The following is a 15412-nucleotide window of genomic DNA, read 5'->3' as shown; positions in this document are numbered from 1 at the left end:
CCTCAAGGAGAATCGTTATGCGCCTGTATGTGGATCATCTGTACACCAGCCCCTACGCCATGTCGGTGTTCGTGACCCTGCGCGAAAAAGGCCTGGCGTTCGACACGGTTACCCTGGACCTGGATGCCGCGCAGCAGCACGCGGCCGACTTTGCCCAACTGTCCCTGACCCAACGCGTACCGACCTTGCTGGAGGGCGACTTTGCCTTGTCGGAGTCGTCGGCGATCACCGAGTACCTGGAGCAAGCCTACCCTGAAGTGCCGGTGTATCCGGCCGATCCAAAACAGCGGGCGAGGGCGCGGCAGGTCCAGGCATGGCTGCGCAGCGATTTGCTGCCGATCCGTCAGGAGCGCTCGACGATGGTGGTGTTCTATGGGCAGAAGATGCCCGCACTGTCGCCTGTGGCTCAAGCGGCGGCAACGAAGTTGATCAGTGCGGCCCAGACGCTGTTGGCGGGTAATCCGCCGTACTTGTTCGGTGAGTGGTGCATCGCTGATGTGGACCTGGCGGTGATGCTCAATCGCTTGATCCTCAACGGTGACAGCGTGCCTGCCGAGTTGGTGGCATACGCCCGACGCCAGTGGCAGCGGCCTTCCGTGCAGGCGTGGGTGCAGCAACAACGCCCGGCGCAGTAACCACCATTCATCTTCCGTCTGCGGTGAGGCGCTTGACAGGCATCACCCGGCGGAAGAATACTCTGGTCATATTCATATATATGACTAAATAACAAAGTGAATGTGACCCCATGAATACGCTGTCCAGTGATGCCCGCCTGCCGCTTTACCAACGCTTGCGCGACCAGCTGATCGAGCAGATCGCCAACAATCGCTGGCGCCCCGGCGAAGCGATTCCCACCGAAGCGGTGTTGTCCGCCGAGTACGCGCTGTCGACCGGTACCGTGCGCAAGGCCGTGGATGCACTGGTCAGCGAGGGCATTCTGGAGCGTCAGCAGGGCCGTGGCACCTTTGTGCGCCGCCCGCAATTCCAGTCGTCGCTGTTTCGCTTCTTCCGTTTTCAAGGCCCGTCGGGCGAGCGTCAGGTGCCGCAAAGCCGCATCCTCACGGTCGAGTCCGTGGCCGCGCCGTCGGCGGTCAGCGAGGCGCTGGGCCTGGCCTCCGAAGCCCAAGTGATCCGCATCGTCCGGACCCGTCTGTTTGACGTGCAGCCGCTGCTCGCCGAAGAAATCTGGCTGCCGCGCGCACGCTTCCAGGCGCTGCTCGACATCGACCTGGCCGTGCAAGGCCCGTTGCTGTATCCGGTGTATGAGAGTGTCTGCGGGCAGGTGGTGGCCTCGGCCGAGGAAACCCTCACGGCCGAATCGGTCAACGCGGTGTACGCGCGCTTGCTGCAAGTACCGGTCAACAGCCCGGTGGTGGTGATCGAGCGCCTGGCCCGCGACTACGCCGGCCAGCCCCTGGAGTGGCGACGCTCCCGTGGGCATGCCGAACACTTCCGCTACCACGTGGACATTCGCTGACCGCACATCCGCACCGTTAACTGTTTGCCCAACACTGGCCCGGCAGTGGCGCGGTTCGCGCCCGGCTGCCTCGCGTTTGACCTATAAGGATAAAAATCATGTTCAGTTGGTATCGCCAAGTCACTCCTCGGGAGCGCAAAACGTTCTGGGCCTGCTTCGGCGGCTGGTCCCTGGATGCATTGGAAGTGCAGATGTTCGGCCTGGCGATCCCGGCACTCATCGCGGCCTTCGCCTTGAGCAAGGGCGATGCGGGGCTGATCAGCGGCGTCACGCTGGTGACCTCGGCCATCGGCGGTTGGGTCGGCGGTACCTTGTCCGACCGCTACGGCCGGGTGCGCACGTTGCAGTGGATGATCCTGTGGTTCTCGTTCTTCACGTTTTTGTCGGCGTTCGTTACCGGCTTCCACCAACTGCTGATCGTCAAGGCGCTGCAAGGCTTCGGCATCGGTGGTGAATGGGCGGCGGGCGCGGTGTTGATGGCCGAGACCATCAACCCGAAATATCGCGGCAAGGTGATGGGCACCGTGCAGAGCGCCTGGGCCGTGGGCTGGGGCGTGGCGGTCGGGGTGTTTGCGCTGATCTATTCGTTTGTGCCCCAGGACATGGCCTGGCGGGTGATGTTCGTGGTGGGCCTGCTGCCGTCGTTCCTGATTATCTGGGTGCGGCGTAACGTTGAAGAACCCGACAGCTTTCAGCGCCTGCAAAAGGAACAGGCGATTCCCCAGAGTTTCTTCAAGTCGCTGGCGGGCATCTTTCGCCCTGAGCTGATCCGCGTCACGCTGTTCGGCGGCCTGCTGGGCCTGGGTGCCCACGGTGGTTACCATGCGGTGATGACCTGGCTGCCGACCTTTCTCAAGACCGAGCGCAACCTGTCGGTACTCAACTCGGGCGGCTACCTGGCGGTGATCATCTTTGCCTTCTGGTGTGGCTGCATCGCCAGTGGTTGGCTGATCGACCGCATTGGTCGCCGCAAGAACATCGTGCTGTTTGCGCTGTGCTGCGTGATCACCGTGCAGGCCTATGTGTTCCTGCCGCTGAGCAATACGCAGATGCTGTTCCTTGGCTTCCCGCTGGGCTTTTTCGCCGCCGGTATCCCGGCCAGCCTGGGGGCGTTGTTCAACGAGTTGTACCCGGCGGATGTGCGCGGCGCCGGCGTGGGCTTTTGCTACAACTTCGGGCGCGTGCTGTCGGCGGTGTTTCCCTTCCTGGTGGGGCATATGAGCGACTCGATGTCCCTCGGCTCGGCCATCGGCATCGATGCCGGGATCGCCTACGGCGTCGCGGTGATCGCCGCGCTGTGCCTGCCGGAAACCCGTGGCCGTGTGCTGGAAGCGGCACCCGCCGAGCGCGTCGTGACCGGCCAGCGCGCCCAGGCCTGATCCTTTTTACTTTTGAAAGACGACCCCATGCTTGATAACCGTTCCATCACCGGCATCGACGCCCACGCCCATGTGTTCAGCCAGGCGCTGACCCTGGCCGGTGAGCGTCGCTACACCCCAGGCTACGACGCCACGCTGGCGGACTACCTCGGCCACTTGCACGCCAATGGCCTGAGCCACGGTGTGCTGGTACAGCCCAGTTTCCTGGGCACCGACAACGGCTATCTGTTGGCCGCTTTGCAGCAAGCCCCGGATCAGTTGCGCGGCGTGGTGGTGCTGGAGCGGGATATCCCGCACGACGCTTTACAGGCGATGGCCCGCGCAGGCGTGGTTGGCGTGCGCTTGAACCTGGTGGGCCGGGCGCTGCCGGACTTTGCCGAGCCCGGCTGGAAGGTTTTTTTCGAGCACCTTGTCGCCCTGGGCTGGCATGTGGAATTGCACCGCGAGGTAGCCGACCTGCCGCAATTGGTGCGCCAGTTGCTGCCGTTCGGGATCAAGCTGGTGGTCGACCATTTTGGCCGGCCGGATGCACGACTCGGCGTCGCCCAGCGCGATTTTGCCGAGTTGCTGGACTTGGGCCTCAGCGGTCAGTTGTGGTTGAAAGTCTCGGGGATCTATCGCCTGGGCGGCAGCCCGGCGCAGAACCTTGAGTTCGCCCGCCAGGCCATGCCGGTGCTGCAGCAGAGTTTTGGTCTGCACCGCTTGGTGTGGGGCAGTGACTGGCCGCACACCCAGCATGAAACGTCAGTCGACTACCCCACGGTGATCGAGCAACGCCAGGCCCTGGGCTGGTCGGCACCGGTCGCGCAGGCCTTGCTGATCGATACGCCTCGCGCGTTATTCGGCTTCGACCACCCGTAGCCAATCCTCTTTCACACGGCGGTCCAGCTCCTCCCAGTCGGCCATGCCCAGTACCCGCGTGGTGTTCAGGCCGCGCAGGTAGCCGCGCAGTTGCTGGGCACTGGCGCTGATCCGATCCGCGTCCGCCGCCTCGTCCTGCAGCACGTGTTCATAGTCGACCAGGTAATCGGCGACCCGTTCGCGGAACTCCGGTAGTACGGCTTCGCGGATGCGGTCGAAGGTTTTCTGGTAGGGCTTCATGGCGTTGTCCTTATAGGTTTTATGTCAGCACTATCGGTTCAGATAATAGTCACCATCAAGCATCGCAAGTTCTGTTTTTGCAGGAAAAGCGGAAAATCGCCCCATCGAGACGCTGTTCAAGGAAATGCGCGATGAGGACGTTTATTCAGGTGGCTTTGATGGCTCTGATGCTTGGCACGGTGGTCATCAACAACGCGGCAATCGCCGATGATCTGCATACCAGCCATTTGCTACCTATCATCGGTAGCGTAGACTCCCTGCAGCACGCGCAGTCAGTGGGTGTGTTGTTAAGCGACAACACCCGCGACAACCTCAGCTACCTCGAACGCTACCACGATATGGCCTTGAATGGCGCCAAGGATGCCCTCGACGGACGTATCCGCCAGGCGTTCGTCAACAGTTCCGACCCGGAACTGGCCATCGATTGGTTGATGAGCTCGCTGCAAGGCACCTTTTTGTCGGTAACGGTCTACGACAACCTGGACGCCCTGGTGCAGGCGCACCCCGATGTGGTGGTGATGCTCGATACCCATAACCAACTGCTGACCCAGCGTAACGATGTGGTGGAGGCGCGTTTTATCGCGCGGTTCTACGACGCGAACCTGCAGTACATCGCCAAGGCCGAAGGCTCGGTGCACAAGCAGGTGCCATCGGTGTGGGTACATGACAAGGCCGCGCCGGAGATTGCCGCGCAGATCGAGCAGCAGCGTGATGTGCAACTCGATGCCTTGAAGCAGTTCGATGCGTCGCTCAAAGCGTTGGTCCGTGCTGGTTGATGTGAACCTTCATTTTTATAGTCAGGAATTTTTCATGCGCGCTTTTTTCGCCCCGGCCTTGGCCATTGCTTCCCTGTTGTTGGCTGGTTGTGTAACCGCCCCCAACGCCCCGAGCCTGACCCTGCAAACCGGCAAGAGCCCGCAAGCCTATGTGCAGTGCGTGCTGCCCAAGCTGGAAAAACACGGGATCACCTCGACCGTCACCCAGAACTCGCGCCATGCCAAAGTGGTGCTGACCAGCAAGATAGCCGCCGATGATGTGCTGGAAGCCTACAAGTCCCAGGAGGGCGGCAAGGTGTTCCTGTATGAGCGCAAGCCGCTGGCGTCGACGATCACGCCGTCGCGGCTTGAGCTGGCGGCAAAGGACTGCCAGTAATCCCAGGCCATACATAAAACCACATGTGGGAGGGGGCTTGCCCCCGATAGCGGTGGATCAGTCAATACATCTGTGACTGCCATACTGCTATCGGGGGCAAGCCCCCTCCCACAATTGGATTTGCGTAGGGCTTAAGGTTTGGCTTCGTTGCTGAAGCTGTTCACTGTCTTGACCAACCCCTGCGCGGCCAGCGCCACCAATTCCCCACCTTTTTCCACCGTCGCCAGCGCCGGGTCCGAGCCCATGCGCCCATCCGGGAAGCGCGCGCGGAAGTCCAGGGCTTCGCGGATCGGCCCGGTGTTGGCGATTTGCGGCGAGTAGTCGGCGGTCTTGATCGCGTCCGGGTAGGCCCATTGGGTCACCGCAATCTCCGACGGCGTGGCATGGCTGCCATGGCCCACCGGGAACTGGCGCTGGGCCAGGTCGGTCACGCCTTCCAGGTCCCACCAGTTCACCAGCTTCAACGCAAACCCGGCGGGGCGGCGGGCGAAGCTTGCTTCGGCGTACAGCTCGGAAAACGCCGCTTCAATCGTGGCGATATTGCCGCCATGGCCGTTCAGAAACAGAATCTTCTCGAAACCATGCCCGGCCAGCGAACGCACCCAGTCGCCAATCGCGGCGATAAAGGTGGACGGGCGCAGGGAAATGGTGCCGGGAAACCCCAGGTGATGCTGGGCCATGCCGATATTGAAGGTCGGGCCGATTAGGATGTCGGCGCTCTTTTGCGCCTCATGGGCGATGATTTCCGGGCACATCCAGTCGGTGCCGAGCAGGCCGGTGGGGCCGTGCTGCTCGTTGGAGCCGATGGGAATCACCACCGTGCAGCTGCGTTCCAGAAACTGCCCGATCTCGATCCAGGTGGACTTATGTAGAAGCATGCGGCGCTCTCTTATCTATGGGGACAGGCTATCCGCCACGGATTGTACGACTACTCGCCACCTGTTGGGGTTTGCAATTGAGGTAGGTCGAAGACTTCAACCAACGCTGGTCGGGGTACCACGAAAACATGAACTGCCCATCCTTGAGCTTGTCCACTACCTGGCGGGCTACCTGCGGGCGCACGGCCGGGCAACCCTGGCTGCGACCGATACGACCTTCACGCTTGCTCCACAGGGGGCTTACGTAGTCGGCGGCGTGGATCACAATGGCGCGGTCGCGGGCCTGATCGTTGAAACCCGGCTCCAGGCCGTCCATGCGCAACGAGTAACCGTGGGTGCCCAGGTAGCTTTCCTGGGTGCGGAACAGACCCAGGCTGGACTGGTGGCTGCCTTCCAGGTTGGAAAACTGGGTGGCGAAGTTTTCCCCGGACTTGGCGCCGTGGGCCACCAGGTCGCGCAGTACCAGGGTCTTCTTGCGCAAATCGAAGATCCACAGCCGACGGGCGGTGGAAGGCTGGGAGTAGTCAATGACCGCCAGGCGTTCGGAGCGCTCTTCGCCGTTATTGACTGCGCACTGCACCGCGTTCAGGGCGCTTTTGAGTACAGTGGGATTGAGTTCTGGAGCCGAGCGCGCCAGGCTGCTATACAAGTTAGGCGAGGTCTGATTGGCGGCGAGCGCGAAATTGCTCAGCGAGGCCAACGTCACGGTCATCAAGCCGAGGCGGCGCATGAAAGTCAGCATCTACAAAGTATCCCCCCGCTGTGGATTGGAGCCAGGTCAATTGTTCAAAAAACACGCATGTTACTTGAGCATTTGCCTGCTCGTTGCACCATTGGTCGCGACAGCCGATGCGCTGCCGGTCGAGCCGTTGCCGGTGACCACGCCCGCACCGGTCGACCTGGCACCCGTGCAGCAGGCCTTGGCGCAATTGCCGAGCGTCTGCCCCGGCCTGGTGCCGCAGATTGACGCGGCTGCCCAACTGCGTCTGCAAGCGTTCTACCAGCAGCAGGGTAATGGGCCACTGTGGTCCGCCGACGAGCGCCGGCAAGCCCTGCAATCTCAGTTGCTGATGCTCGCCGATGACGGCCTGGACCCCACCCACTATAGCCTGCCTGCGCCAGATGCCACGGCCAACGTGCTGTGCAGCGACATCGCCAGCAGCCAGCACTACCTGCAAGCCCTGCAGGATTTGCACTACGGGCGCCTGCAGCAATCGCGCTTCGAGCCGCTGTGGCATTCCCAGCCGCCGACCCGCGACCCTAATATTGAAGTGCTGGCGTTTGCCGCCACCGGCCTGCAAGACATGGCCCAGGCGTTCGATCAGGCACGCCCCAGCGCGGACCTCTACCGCAGCCTGCGCAATGCCTATGCCACTGTGCGCCAGCAGCCATTGCCGCATTGGGACCCGGTCGCCAACGGCCCGCTGTTGCGCCCCGGGATGGACGACCCGCGCGTACCGGAACTGGCGCGGCGCCTGATCGGCGGAGGTTACCTGGCCAAGGCCCCCGGCGGCAGGCAGTACGGTGACGAGTTGGTCAAGGCGGTCAAGGCCTTCCAGCTGAGTCATTCGTTGCAGGCCGACGGCGTGATCGGCGCCGGTACGGTGGCCGAGCTCAATATCAGCCCGGCGATCCGTCGCGAGCAACTGCGCATCAACCTCGAACGCTTCCGCTGGCTGGCCCAGGACCTGGAGCCCGAGGGCGTGCTGGTCAACGTCGCGGCTGCGCAATTGAGCGTGTACCAGAGCGGCATCCCGGTGTGGCAGACCCGCCTGCAAGTGGGCCGCGCCGAGCGCCAGACGCCATTGCTCAAATCGCGTATTACCCGGCTGACCCTCAACCCCACGTGGACCATCCCGCCCACCATCATGCGCGAGGACAAACTCCCGGCCATCCGCCTCAACCCTGAATACCTGCGCCAACAGAACCTGCAAGTGCTCGATGCCGAAGGCCACCCGCTGGCGCCGGAACAGATCGACTGGGCGCGCCCGGGCAATATCCTGCTGCGCCAGGAAGCTGGCCCGCGCAACCCGCTGGGCAAGATCGTGATGCGCTTTCCCAACCCGTACTCGGTGTACCTGCACGACACGCCGAGCCAGCCGCTGTTCACCAAAGGGCCACGGGCGTTCAGTTCGGGGTGTGTGCGGGTCGAGCAACCGCTGCTCCTGCGCGATCTGCTGGTGAGCCCGGCCGAACGCGCGCGCACCGATGAACTGCTGGCCACCGGCGTGACCCACGAATTCAGGCTGGCCACGCCGGTGCCGGTGTTGTTGAGTTACTGGACGGTTGAGGTCAACCGTGAGGGCGGGTTGGTATACGCGCCGGATATCTATGGGCGGGACCTGGTGTTGATGAAGGCGATGGGCAGCGTGTTGTAGGCGGCTCAACCTCGTGGCGAGCAGGCCTGTTGTGGCGAGCGGGCTTGTTGTGGCGAGCGGGCTTGCCCCGCGTTGGGCTGCGCAGCAGCCCCGGTAAGCTCCTGCATTTCCCCTGTCAGAACGCATTGCCTGGTTTCAGGGCCGCTTCGCGCCCCAACGCGGGGCAAGCCCGCTCGCCACAGAGGTGAGGTTCGCCATCGTTGTTGTCACGGCTTGCTCCGGTGTCATGCAGGCGGTATCGAGCGTCAAGGGCACTTCATCCCAAACCTCATACTCATGCGCCAACACAGACGCCCAGGAGGGCGGAACCAGGCCGGGAATATCCCCCGTGCGGGTTTCCACCCGTCGTTGATGTTCCTGCTGGTCTGAGCAGATCACCCGAACATTCAGTAATGCCACCTTTGCTGCTGCAGCGACGGCCTTCCACGCTTGCCGGCTTTCCCTGACCGGATTTACGCAGTCCGCCACCACGGTGTGGCCCAGTTGCAGACTGCTCAGCGCCAGTGCATTCGCCACGCCATAACCGCTGGCACCCACGTCCCCTGCCAGCACACCGGCCTCGCGTATAGCCTGTTCAATCAAGTCGATACGCAGGTAAACCGCCGCGGTCTGGCGTGCGAGTTCGCGGGCAATCGTGGTTTTGCCGGTGCCGGGCAGGCCACTGAAGACAATTAGCATAGGTGGGTCTCATAAGAGTGGGCCGGTTCAGAGTATCCTTCAGTTCCCCCACAGGTCGACCACAGGACAACCGATGCTTTTGCCGTTCGTGAAAATGCACGCCCATGGCGATGACTTCATCATCATCGACCGCCGTGGCTTGCACGACCCCATCACCGCGCAGATCGCCCGCCGCCTGGGCGACCGTCACACCGGTATCGGTTTCAACCAGCTTGCCGTGGTACTCGACTGCGATGACGCCGCCGCGCGCATCAAGTTCTGGAACCCCAACGGTACGCCGCTGGCCACCTGCGGCAGCGCGACCCGTGGCGTGGCTGATCGCTTGATGCATGAGGCCGCTACGGATTCGGTGCTGTTGCGTACCGACCGGGGCCTGCTGACCTGCGTACGTGCCCCCGGGCGGCAAGTCTCGGTGAACATGGGCGAGCCGTCGCTGGACTGGCATGCAGTGCCGCTGGCCGGGGCCATGGATACGCTTGTTCTGCCTATCGAGGGCGAACCGGCCGCGTGCAGCATGGGCAATCCGCACTGTACGTTTTTCGTGGATGACCTCACCACGATCGAGGTCGCCGCCGTGGGCCCTGCACTGGAAAAACATCGGTTGTTCCCGGACAAGACCAATGTGCATTTCGTGCAGGTGCTGGACCGTAGCCGTATCCGCCTGCGCATCTGGGAGCGTGGCGGCGGCGTGCCGCTGGGCTCCGGCTCGTGCTGCTGCGGCGCGGTGGTCAATGGGATCCGGCGCGGGTTCCTGGATGCCACGGTGCAGGTGGAGTGCGACGGCGGCATCGTGACCGTGCACTGGGCGGGTGAGGGCGGTGTGGTGCTGACCGGCAGTGTCGAGCCGGTGATGCAAGGCAGCGCCTACGTGTTCTGAAACGTCACGGTGAAGGTGGTGCCGCCGGTGGCGCAGGAACTCACCGCCACATCCCCGCCGTGCACCTTGGCCAACTCGCGCACGATATACAGGCCCAGGCCCACGCTGCGCACATCACTGCCCTGGTCGGTACCTCGGGTCATGGGCTCGAACAGCCCGGCCAGCAACGCTTCGGGAATGGCCGCGCCGTGGTTGTGTACCGCCACTTCGCAGCCGCCAACGCCCAGGCGTGAGGTAATCCGGATCGGCCGTTGCAGGTCGCCATAGGCCACGCTGTTGGCCACCAGGTTGCCGATGATCTGCTGCACGCGGTCGGCGTCCAGGCAGGCGTCGCCATGGCCTTCTGCGTGATGTTCCAACGTCGCCTTGGGAAACGCCACGCGCAGTTCGTCCACGGTGCGATGAATCACGCCATGCAAGTCCAACGGTAGGGCCTTGATGGAGATGCCCTGGCCGACCCGGGCCTGGGTGAAGTCCAGCAGGTCGGCGATCATGCGTTGGGCGCGTTCGGACGACTGGCCGATGTGCCCCAGCAACTGGCGCTCCTTGGCCGTGCGTTCGCTGCGGCTGAGAAAGTCGGAGGCCATGCGGATGGCGGTGAGCGGGTTTTTCAGGTCATGGCTGACAATCGCCACCATCTGCTCGGCGAACAGTGCGCGGCGCTGGGCGATGGCATAGGCCTCGCGCAGTTCGGCCTGGGCTTGCTGCAAGGCCAGTTCGGTGGCGGTTTTTTCCTGCAGCAGGGCTTCGGCCAGGTTGCGTGCGTTGAGCAGCTCTCGTTCGTACTTGTCGCGGTCGGTGGTGCCGAACAGAGCCAGGTCGTACATCGTAGCGTCGGCCTGCTCGCGCTTGTTGCCGTTGAGCAGCACGGTGATCTTGTGGCCGTCACGGTGCAGCATGTCCAGCTTTACTTCGGTGATGCTGCCATGCATGTGCAACATGGGCGCCAGGTGGGTCTGGTGGAAAATCCGGCCGCCCATGGTCAGCAGGTCCTGGAAGCGCTTGCCGCACAGCTCGGCGGCACTGAACCCCAGCCATTCGCTGAAGCGTGCGTTGGTTTGCACCAGGGTGCCATCTTCCGAGGTGACGGCCAGTGCGCAAGCGGCGCTATCGAATAGATCAGCTGGCACGTGCAGTTGCCCACGGCGCAAGGAAGCTGTCAATGGCCACCGCGCAAGCCTGGGGCGCGCTCATGTGCGGGCAATGGCCGACGTTATCCACCAGGTGATAGGTGCTGTTGGGCAAAACGCTGTGCAGGTATTCGCCGACAGCCACCGGTGCGATCAGGTCGTCGGTCGATTGCAGGATCAGCACCGGGGTGGCCAGGTCGATCACATCCTGACGGTTGTCCGACATGAACGTCACCCGTGCGAATTGCTTGGCGATATCCGGCTCGGTGCGGCAGAAACTCTTGGTCAGCTCTTCGCCCAGCGCGGGCTGATCAGGCGCGCCCATGATCACCGGGGCCATGGCGCTGGACCAGCCGAGGTAGTTGCTGTCGAGGGTGTCGAGCAGGTCTTCGATATCGCTACGCTTGAAACCGCCGATATAGCCGTCTTCATCGATATAGCGCGGCGACGGGCCGATCATCACGTGAGCGGCGATCCGTCCCGGTGCCTGGCGGTCGGCGAGGGTGCCGATCATCGCGCTGACCGAGTGACCCACCAGAATCACCGGGCCTGCGGCATGGGCGTCGATGATCTGATTGAGGTCCCGGGCATAGCCGTCCAGCGTGCTGTATTTGTCTTTGTCGTACGCGCTCAGGTCCGACAGGCCTGCACCGACGAGGTCGTACAGGACCACACGAAAACGCTCGAGGAAATGCGGTGCCAGGTAGTTCCACATGGCCTGGTTGCAGCCAAAACCATGGGAGAACACCAAAGTCGACGCGCCGGTGCCCATCACATTGACGTTGTTGCGCTGACGTAGATCCATGGGCTTCTCGGTTATGGCGTATTGCTATGTGTGTGCGCAGTTTAGATAGTCAACGCCGTGGGGTCACGCGTTATAGCGTTGATAAGGTAAAGTCGGCGCCTTCAGGAAGAAACTTCGGGTAACAAAGCATGATGGCGATTTTGCGGCAATCGATCCTGGGCCTGGTGGCGCTGGTGCTCATCGGCCTGTTGAGCACCGCCCATGCGGAGGATTCGCCCATCGGCGTGGCCCTCGACCAGCGGGTGATCGACCTCACCAACACCCTGGACGCTGCCACCGCCACCCGTATGAAAAACCAGCTCGCCGACCTTGAACAGCGCAAAGGCGCGCAAATTTCGGTGCTGCTGGTGCCCACCACTGGCGGCGCGAGTATCGAGGACTACGCCAACCAGCTGTTCCGTGCCTGGAAGCTGGGGCGCAAGGACATCAACGACGGCATCCTGCTGGTGGTGGCCAAGGACGATCGCAAGGTGCGTATCGAAGTGGGCTACGGCCTGGAAGGCACGGTGACCGACCTGCTGGCCCATCGCATCATCGAAGAACACATCACGCCAGCGTTTCGCCAGGGCGATTTCGCGGGCGGTGTCTCCCAGGGCGTGAACGATCTGGTGGTGCTGGTCGACGGCGGTGACCTGCCCGCGATTGCGGCGCCGGGGCTCAATCCGCAGTTCATTGCGATACTGCTGGCGTTTGTCATCGGAGCCATCGGCGGTGTGCTCATCGCCGCCGGCAAGCTGCATTGGCGCCGCGCGTTGATTGCCACCGCGGTAGTGACAGCGCTTCTGGCGATCTATGGCGGCGGGCGCGATTGGCCGATGTACCTGTTTGTAGTGCCGCTGACGTTGCTGATCGGCGGCGCCACATTCGGCGCATTGTGGTTGGCGCGTGGGGTGTTTTACAGCGTGTTGGGACTGCTGGCGTACATCGTCGCGGTGCTGGTCGCGAACCACTTCGTCGAGGTCAACTTCGTCCATTGGCTGGTGTGGCCGTTTGGCAGCGCCTTGGTGCTGGGATTGTACGTGGGGCTGTTTTTCGTCATCCGTGAATCCTGGAAAAAACGCCCACGCTTTTTCATCCTGCGTGTGTTGGTGGTGCTGGCGGTCTATGTGGCAGTGGGGATGTTGCTGGGGCAGGGTTACCAGGGCTGGATAGTGGCGATACCGGCTGCGACGATCGTGGCGTTTATTGTGTTTATCCAGAGTATTTCCGAGGGCGGCTCGGGGTCGGGCGGTGGTTCCGGTTCCAGCTCCGGCGGCTCCCGGTCCAGTTCCAGCAGCAGTTCATCGGGCGGCGGTGGTTCCAGTGGCGGCGGCGGAGCGTCAGGGAGCTGGTAAAGCGGCTAGCGCGACTTGTAGCCCACCCAGCCCTTGAAACTGAAGGCAGCGTAGAAAAGCTCTACACCTTGAAATCCGGCTTCCCTCATCAGCGCTTCATCCGCTTCGGGCGACAGCACCGGCAACTTTTCACTGATCGCCGCAATCGCTCGCTCCGCATCCGCTGCCGGCACGCCCGAATCCACCGCAAACGCAGCGTAGCGCTTCAACCAACGGCGTTTATCCTCCGGCGCCTGCGGGAAGCTGTGATGGGCCACCACCAGCGGTGCGCCCGGCAGCAGCCGTTGCCAGAGTGCCTTGAGGGTGTGCAGGCGCTGCTCGGCGGCGATGAAGTGCAAGGTCAGCAAGCACGTGGCGCCGTCGAAGGGACCTGGCGGGGCTGTGTCGATGTAGCCTTCATGCAGTTGTGTGCGCTCAATCAACGGCCCCAGCGTGGCTTCGGCCAGCTTCAACATCTCGGCCGAAGGATCTACCCCGACAAAACGCCAGTCGGATTGCGCATCGGCAAAGCGTTTCAACTCCAAGCCACCTCCCGCGCCCAACACCAGCACATTGCCCGTGGCCGGCACGCTTTCGCGCAGCAACAGGGTGGTCATGCGTTGCAGGCCATCGAATCCTGGTACCAGGCGCATGGGGCCTTCGGCGTAACGGGCGACAGCATCGGGGTCGGAAAAAAAGCTCATGCCGGGCTCCTGCGAATTGGGCGGGGTCAACCCTACTGCGGCGGACCCGCAGTGGCAACATCCGTGGTAAAACAGCGGTCCTCACCCCTCAGAGTATGGACGCTCGATGTCTACCATCCTTCTTCGCGACGCCACCCCCGACGATGCCTTGTGCTTGGGTGTACTGGGCATGCAAGTCTTCCTAGACACCTATGCGCCCCAAGGCATTCGCGGCTCGATCGCTACTGAGGTGCTCGAAGCGTTCGCGCCGCAGGTTATGGCCCGGTTGATCGCCGATCCAGGCATCTTGCTCATGGTCGCCGAGTCCAACCACCACCTTCTCGGTTTCGCTCAGGTCAGACTCAACGCTCGTCACCCGCTGATTGACGCGGTCGACGTTGCCGAACTGCAACGCCTGTATATCCAGGAACGCTTCACCGGCCTGGGTATCGGCTATCAACTGCTGCAAGCGGCCGAGCGCGGCGCGGTGACGGGTGGTGCGTCGATGCTATGGGCGACGGTGTGGGAACGTAACGAGCGCGCCCTGGGTTTTTACCCTCGGCGCGGGTATGGGCTGCTGGGCAATCCGGTGCATACCTTCCAGGGTGAAAGCCATGGGAATCGCTTGTTTGGCAAAGCCCTGGACGTCACAGCACCTTAGACAGAAACACCCGGCTGCTGCCGTCCGGTTCGCATGGAATCTCACCAAAGCGCACCCAGCCATGCTTCTCGTAAAAACCCGGCGCTTGAAAGCTGAGGGTGTACAGCACTGCGTGGTGACAGCCGCGGCGCCGGGCTTCGTCCTCGAAGGCTTGCAGCAATTGACCGCCAAGACCCGAGCCGCGAAGGGCCTCCGGCAGATGGAAGAGGTCGAGGAACGCCATGCCCAATGTGCTCTTGCCGGTGATGCCGCCGAGGGTTTGCTGGGTATCGGGATCTTTGATGAGCACCGTCAGCGGTTGTCGGTCGTTGTAGCCGGTGGCGGCTTCGTTGAACGCCGCCAGGCCGTTACCGAGGATGCGCTCGGCGTCGGGGTTGGGTTGGTCACTGACTTCGATGCGCGGCGCGCTCATTGCTGGAACACCATCACCATCTCATGCCACGCCATGCCACCGTGATCCGACGGCGACGGCTGCACATACTGGTAACCCATGCGTTCATACAGCGGAACATGCTGTTCCTTGCACATCAGATGAATCGTCTGCTTGCCCATGCCGCGCATGCGCTGCACAAACTCGGTCATCAACGTTTTTGAGTAACCCTTGCCCTGGTGCGCCGGGTCGACCACCACCGACATGATCACCACATTCGGCGCGTCGGCCGAGTGGCCCACCAACTCCTTGAACGCTTCATCTGACATCACCACCTTGTGGGCGCAGCCGCCGTTGATGAAACCCACCACTTCGCCAGCCGCCTCCAGGATCAGAAAACCTTGGGGGTACTGCGCAATCCGCGTGGCGATCTTTTCGTAAGCGATCCATAAACCCCACCTATCCCAAGGTGAGTCAACGGTTTACCGTGGCATCTCCGGTGAGCAGTTCCACGGCAGCAAGGCTTCGTA

18 protein-coding genes and 1 pseudogene are annotated in these 15412 nt (G+C 62.7%); 10 read left to right on the top strand and 9 right to left on the bottom strand.

Annotated elements, in window-relative coordinates; all coding sequences use genetic code 11:
* Positions 1–17: 17 nt before the first annotated feature.
* The 4 genes from yfcF to BM026_RS06825 all read left to right on the top strand — a co-directional run bounded on the left by yfcF (position 18) and on the right by BM026_RS06825 (position 3717).
* A complete protein-coding gene (gene yfcF, locus BM026_RS06840) occupies positions 18–635 on the top strand; it encodes a glutathione transferase (RefSeq protein ID WP_092245290.1) in 618 nt (205 codons plus the stop codon).
* Between the two features lie 110 nt (positions 636–745).
* A complete protein-coding gene (locus BM026_RS06835; RefSeq protein ID WP_093527765.1) occupies positions 746–1477 on the top strand; it encodes a GntR family transcriptional regulator in 732 nt (243 codons plus the stop codon).
* A 98-nt stretch (positions 1478–1575) separates the two neighbouring features.
* Positions 1576–2856 carry an MFS transporter gene (locus BM026_RS06830; RefSeq protein WP_093527763.1) on the top strand — a complete coding sequence of 427 codons (1281 nt, stop codon included), beginning with the start codon at positions 1576–1578 and terminating at the stop codon, positions 2854–2856.
* A gap of 27 nt (positions 2857–2883) precedes the next feature.
* Complete coding sequence (locus tag BM026_RS06825) at positions 2884–3717, top strand: amidohydrolase family protein (protein WP_093527761.1); 834 nt, start codon at positions 2884–2886, stop codon at positions 3715–3717.
* On the opposite strand, the gene BM026_RS06820 is transcribed toward BM026_RS06825, so the two are convergent.
* Positions 3694–3957: a hypothetical protein gene (locus BM026_RS06820; protein WP_071491739.1), complete on the bottom strand. Its 264-nt coding sequence runs from the start codon at positions 3955–3957 to the stop codon at positions 3694–3696. The genes BM026_RS06825 and BM026_RS06820 overlap by 24 nt on opposite strands.
* Before the next feature lie 131 nt (positions 3958–4088).
* On the opposite strand from BM026_RS06820, the gene BM026_RS06815 reads away from it, so the two are divergent.
* Together BM026_RS06815 and BM026_RS06810 are read left to right on the top strand one after the other, a co-directional pair.
* On the top strand, positions 4089–4733 hold the full coding sequence (locus BM026_RS06815; RefSeq protein ID WP_092245301.1) for an ATPase: 645 nt from the start codon (positions 4089–4091) through the stop codon (positions 4731–4733).
* 34 nt (positions 4734–4767) lie between these two features.
* A complete protein-coding gene (locus BM026_RS06810; protein WP_092245304.1) occupies positions 4768–5109 on the top strand; it encodes a hypothetical protein in 342 nt (113 codons plus the stop codon).
* A gap of 131 nt (positions 5110–5240) precedes the next feature.
* On the opposite strand, the gene BM026_RS06805 is transcribed toward BM026_RS06810, so the two are convergent.
* Positions 5241–5987 carry a creatininase family protein gene (locus BM026_RS06805; RefSeq protein ID WP_093527759.1) on the bottom strand — a complete coding sequence of 249 codons (747 nt, stop codon included), beginning with the start codon at positions 5985–5987 and terminating at the stop codon, positions 5241–5243.
* Positions 5988–6015: 28 nt separating this feature from the next.
* Positions 6016–6729 carry a murein L,D-transpeptidase catalytic domain family protein gene (locus tag BM026_RS06800; protein ID WP_093527757.1) on the bottom strand — a complete coding sequence of 238 codons (714 nt, stop codon included), beginning with the start codon at positions 6727–6729 and terminating at the stop codon, positions 6016–6018.
* 40 nt (positions 6730–6769) lie between these two features.
* On the opposite strand from BM026_RS06800, the gene BM026_RS06795 reads away from it, so the two are divergent.
* Positions 6770–8365, top strand: a complete 1596-nt coding sequence (locus tag BM026_RS06795) for a L,D-transpeptidase family protein (RefSeq protein WP_093123581.1) — start codon at positions 6770–6772, stop codon at positions 8363–8365.
* 135 nt (positions 8366–8500) lie between these two features.
* On the opposite strand, the gene BM026_RS06790 is transcribed toward BM026_RS06795, so the two are convergent.
* On the bottom strand, positions 8501–9043 hold the full coding sequence (locus BM026_RS06790) for a P-loop nucleotide/nucleoside kinase family protein (RefSeq protein WP_092245314.1): 543 nt from the start codon (positions 9041–9043) through the stop codon (positions 8501–8503).
* 73 nt (positions 9044–9116) lie between these two features.
* Between BM026_RS06790 and dapF the strand changes: the two genes are divergently transcribed.
* The gene (dapF, locus tag BM026_RS06785; RefSeq protein WP_093527755.1) at positions 9117–9920 is read left to right on the top strand and encodes a diaminopimelate epimerase; all 804 of its coding nucleotides are present in this window, start codon (positions 9117–9119) and stop codon (positions 9918–9920) included.
* On the opposite strand, the gene BM026_RS06780 is transcribed toward dapF, so the two are convergent.
* A complete protein-coding gene (locus tag BM026_RS06780) occupies positions 9908–11050 on the bottom strand; it encodes a PAS domain-containing sensor histidine kinase (protein ID WP_092245533.1) in 1143 nt (380 codons plus the stop codon). The two genes, dapF and BM026_RS06780, sit on opposite strands and share 13 nt — an antisense overlap.
* Positions 11040–11855, bottom strand: a complete 816-nt coding sequence (locus BM026_RS06775) for an alpha/beta fold hydrolase (RefSeq protein WP_092245320.1) — start codon at positions 11853–11855, stop codon at positions 11040–11042. Before BM026_RS06775 ends, BM026_RS06780 begins: the two co-directional genes overlap by 11 nt.
* 128 nt (positions 11856–11983) lie before the next feature.
* On the opposite strand from BM026_RS06775, the gene BM026_RS06770 reads away from it, so the two are divergent.
* Positions 11984–13189 (top strand): TPM domain-containing protein, encoded by a 1206-nt coding sequence (locus BM026_RS06770; RefSeq protein ID WP_093527753.1) that lies wholly within the window; start codon positions 11984–11986, stop codon positions 13187–13189.
* A gap of 5 nt (positions 13190–13194) precedes the next feature.
* Here the strand turns inward: BM026_RS06770 and BM026_RS06765 are convergent, their stop codons facing one another.
* Positions 13195–13872: a class I SAM-dependent methyltransferase gene (locus BM026_RS06765; RefSeq protein ID WP_093527751.1), complete on the bottom strand. Its 678-nt coding sequence runs from the start codon at positions 13870–13872 to the stop codon at positions 13195–13197.
* Positions 13873–13978: 106 nt separating this feature from the next.
* Between BM026_RS06765 and BM026_RS06760 the strand changes: the two genes are divergently transcribed.
* Entirely contained in the window at positions 13979–14512 is a 534-nt protein-coding gene (locus BM026_RS06760) for a GNAT family N-acetyltransferase (protein ID WP_093527749.1), read from the top strand.
* Here BM026_RS06760 and BM026_RS06755 read toward each other — a convergent pair.
* Together BM026_RS06755 and BM026_RS06750 are read right to left on the bottom strand one after the other, a co-directional pair.
* On the bottom strand, positions 14499–14924 hold the full coding sequence (locus BM026_RS06755) for a GNAT family N-acetyltransferase (RefSeq protein WP_093527747.1): 426 nt from the start codon (positions 14922–14924) through the stop codon (positions 14499–14501). The two genes, BM026_RS06760 and BM026_RS06755, sit on opposite strands and share 14 nt — an antisense overlap.
* Positions 14921–15319 (bottom strand): annotated as a pseudogene (locus tag BM026_RS06750) (GNAT family N-acetyltransferase); the annotation flags it as partial. The pseudogene BM026_RS06750 and the gene BM026_RS06755, both read right to left, overlap by 4 nt.
* Positions 15320–15412: the final 93 nt, after the last annotated feature.

The organism is Pseudomonas sp. NFPP24 (assembly GCF_900112095.1).
Classification (GTDB): domain Bacteria; phylum Pseudomonadota; class Gammaproteobacteria; order Pseudomonadales; family Pseudomonadaceae; genus Aquipseudomonas; species Aquipseudomonas extremorientalis.
The sequence above is the reverse complement of the archived record's forward strand: the minus strand, read 5'-3'. Positions and strand labels throughout refer to the sequence as shown.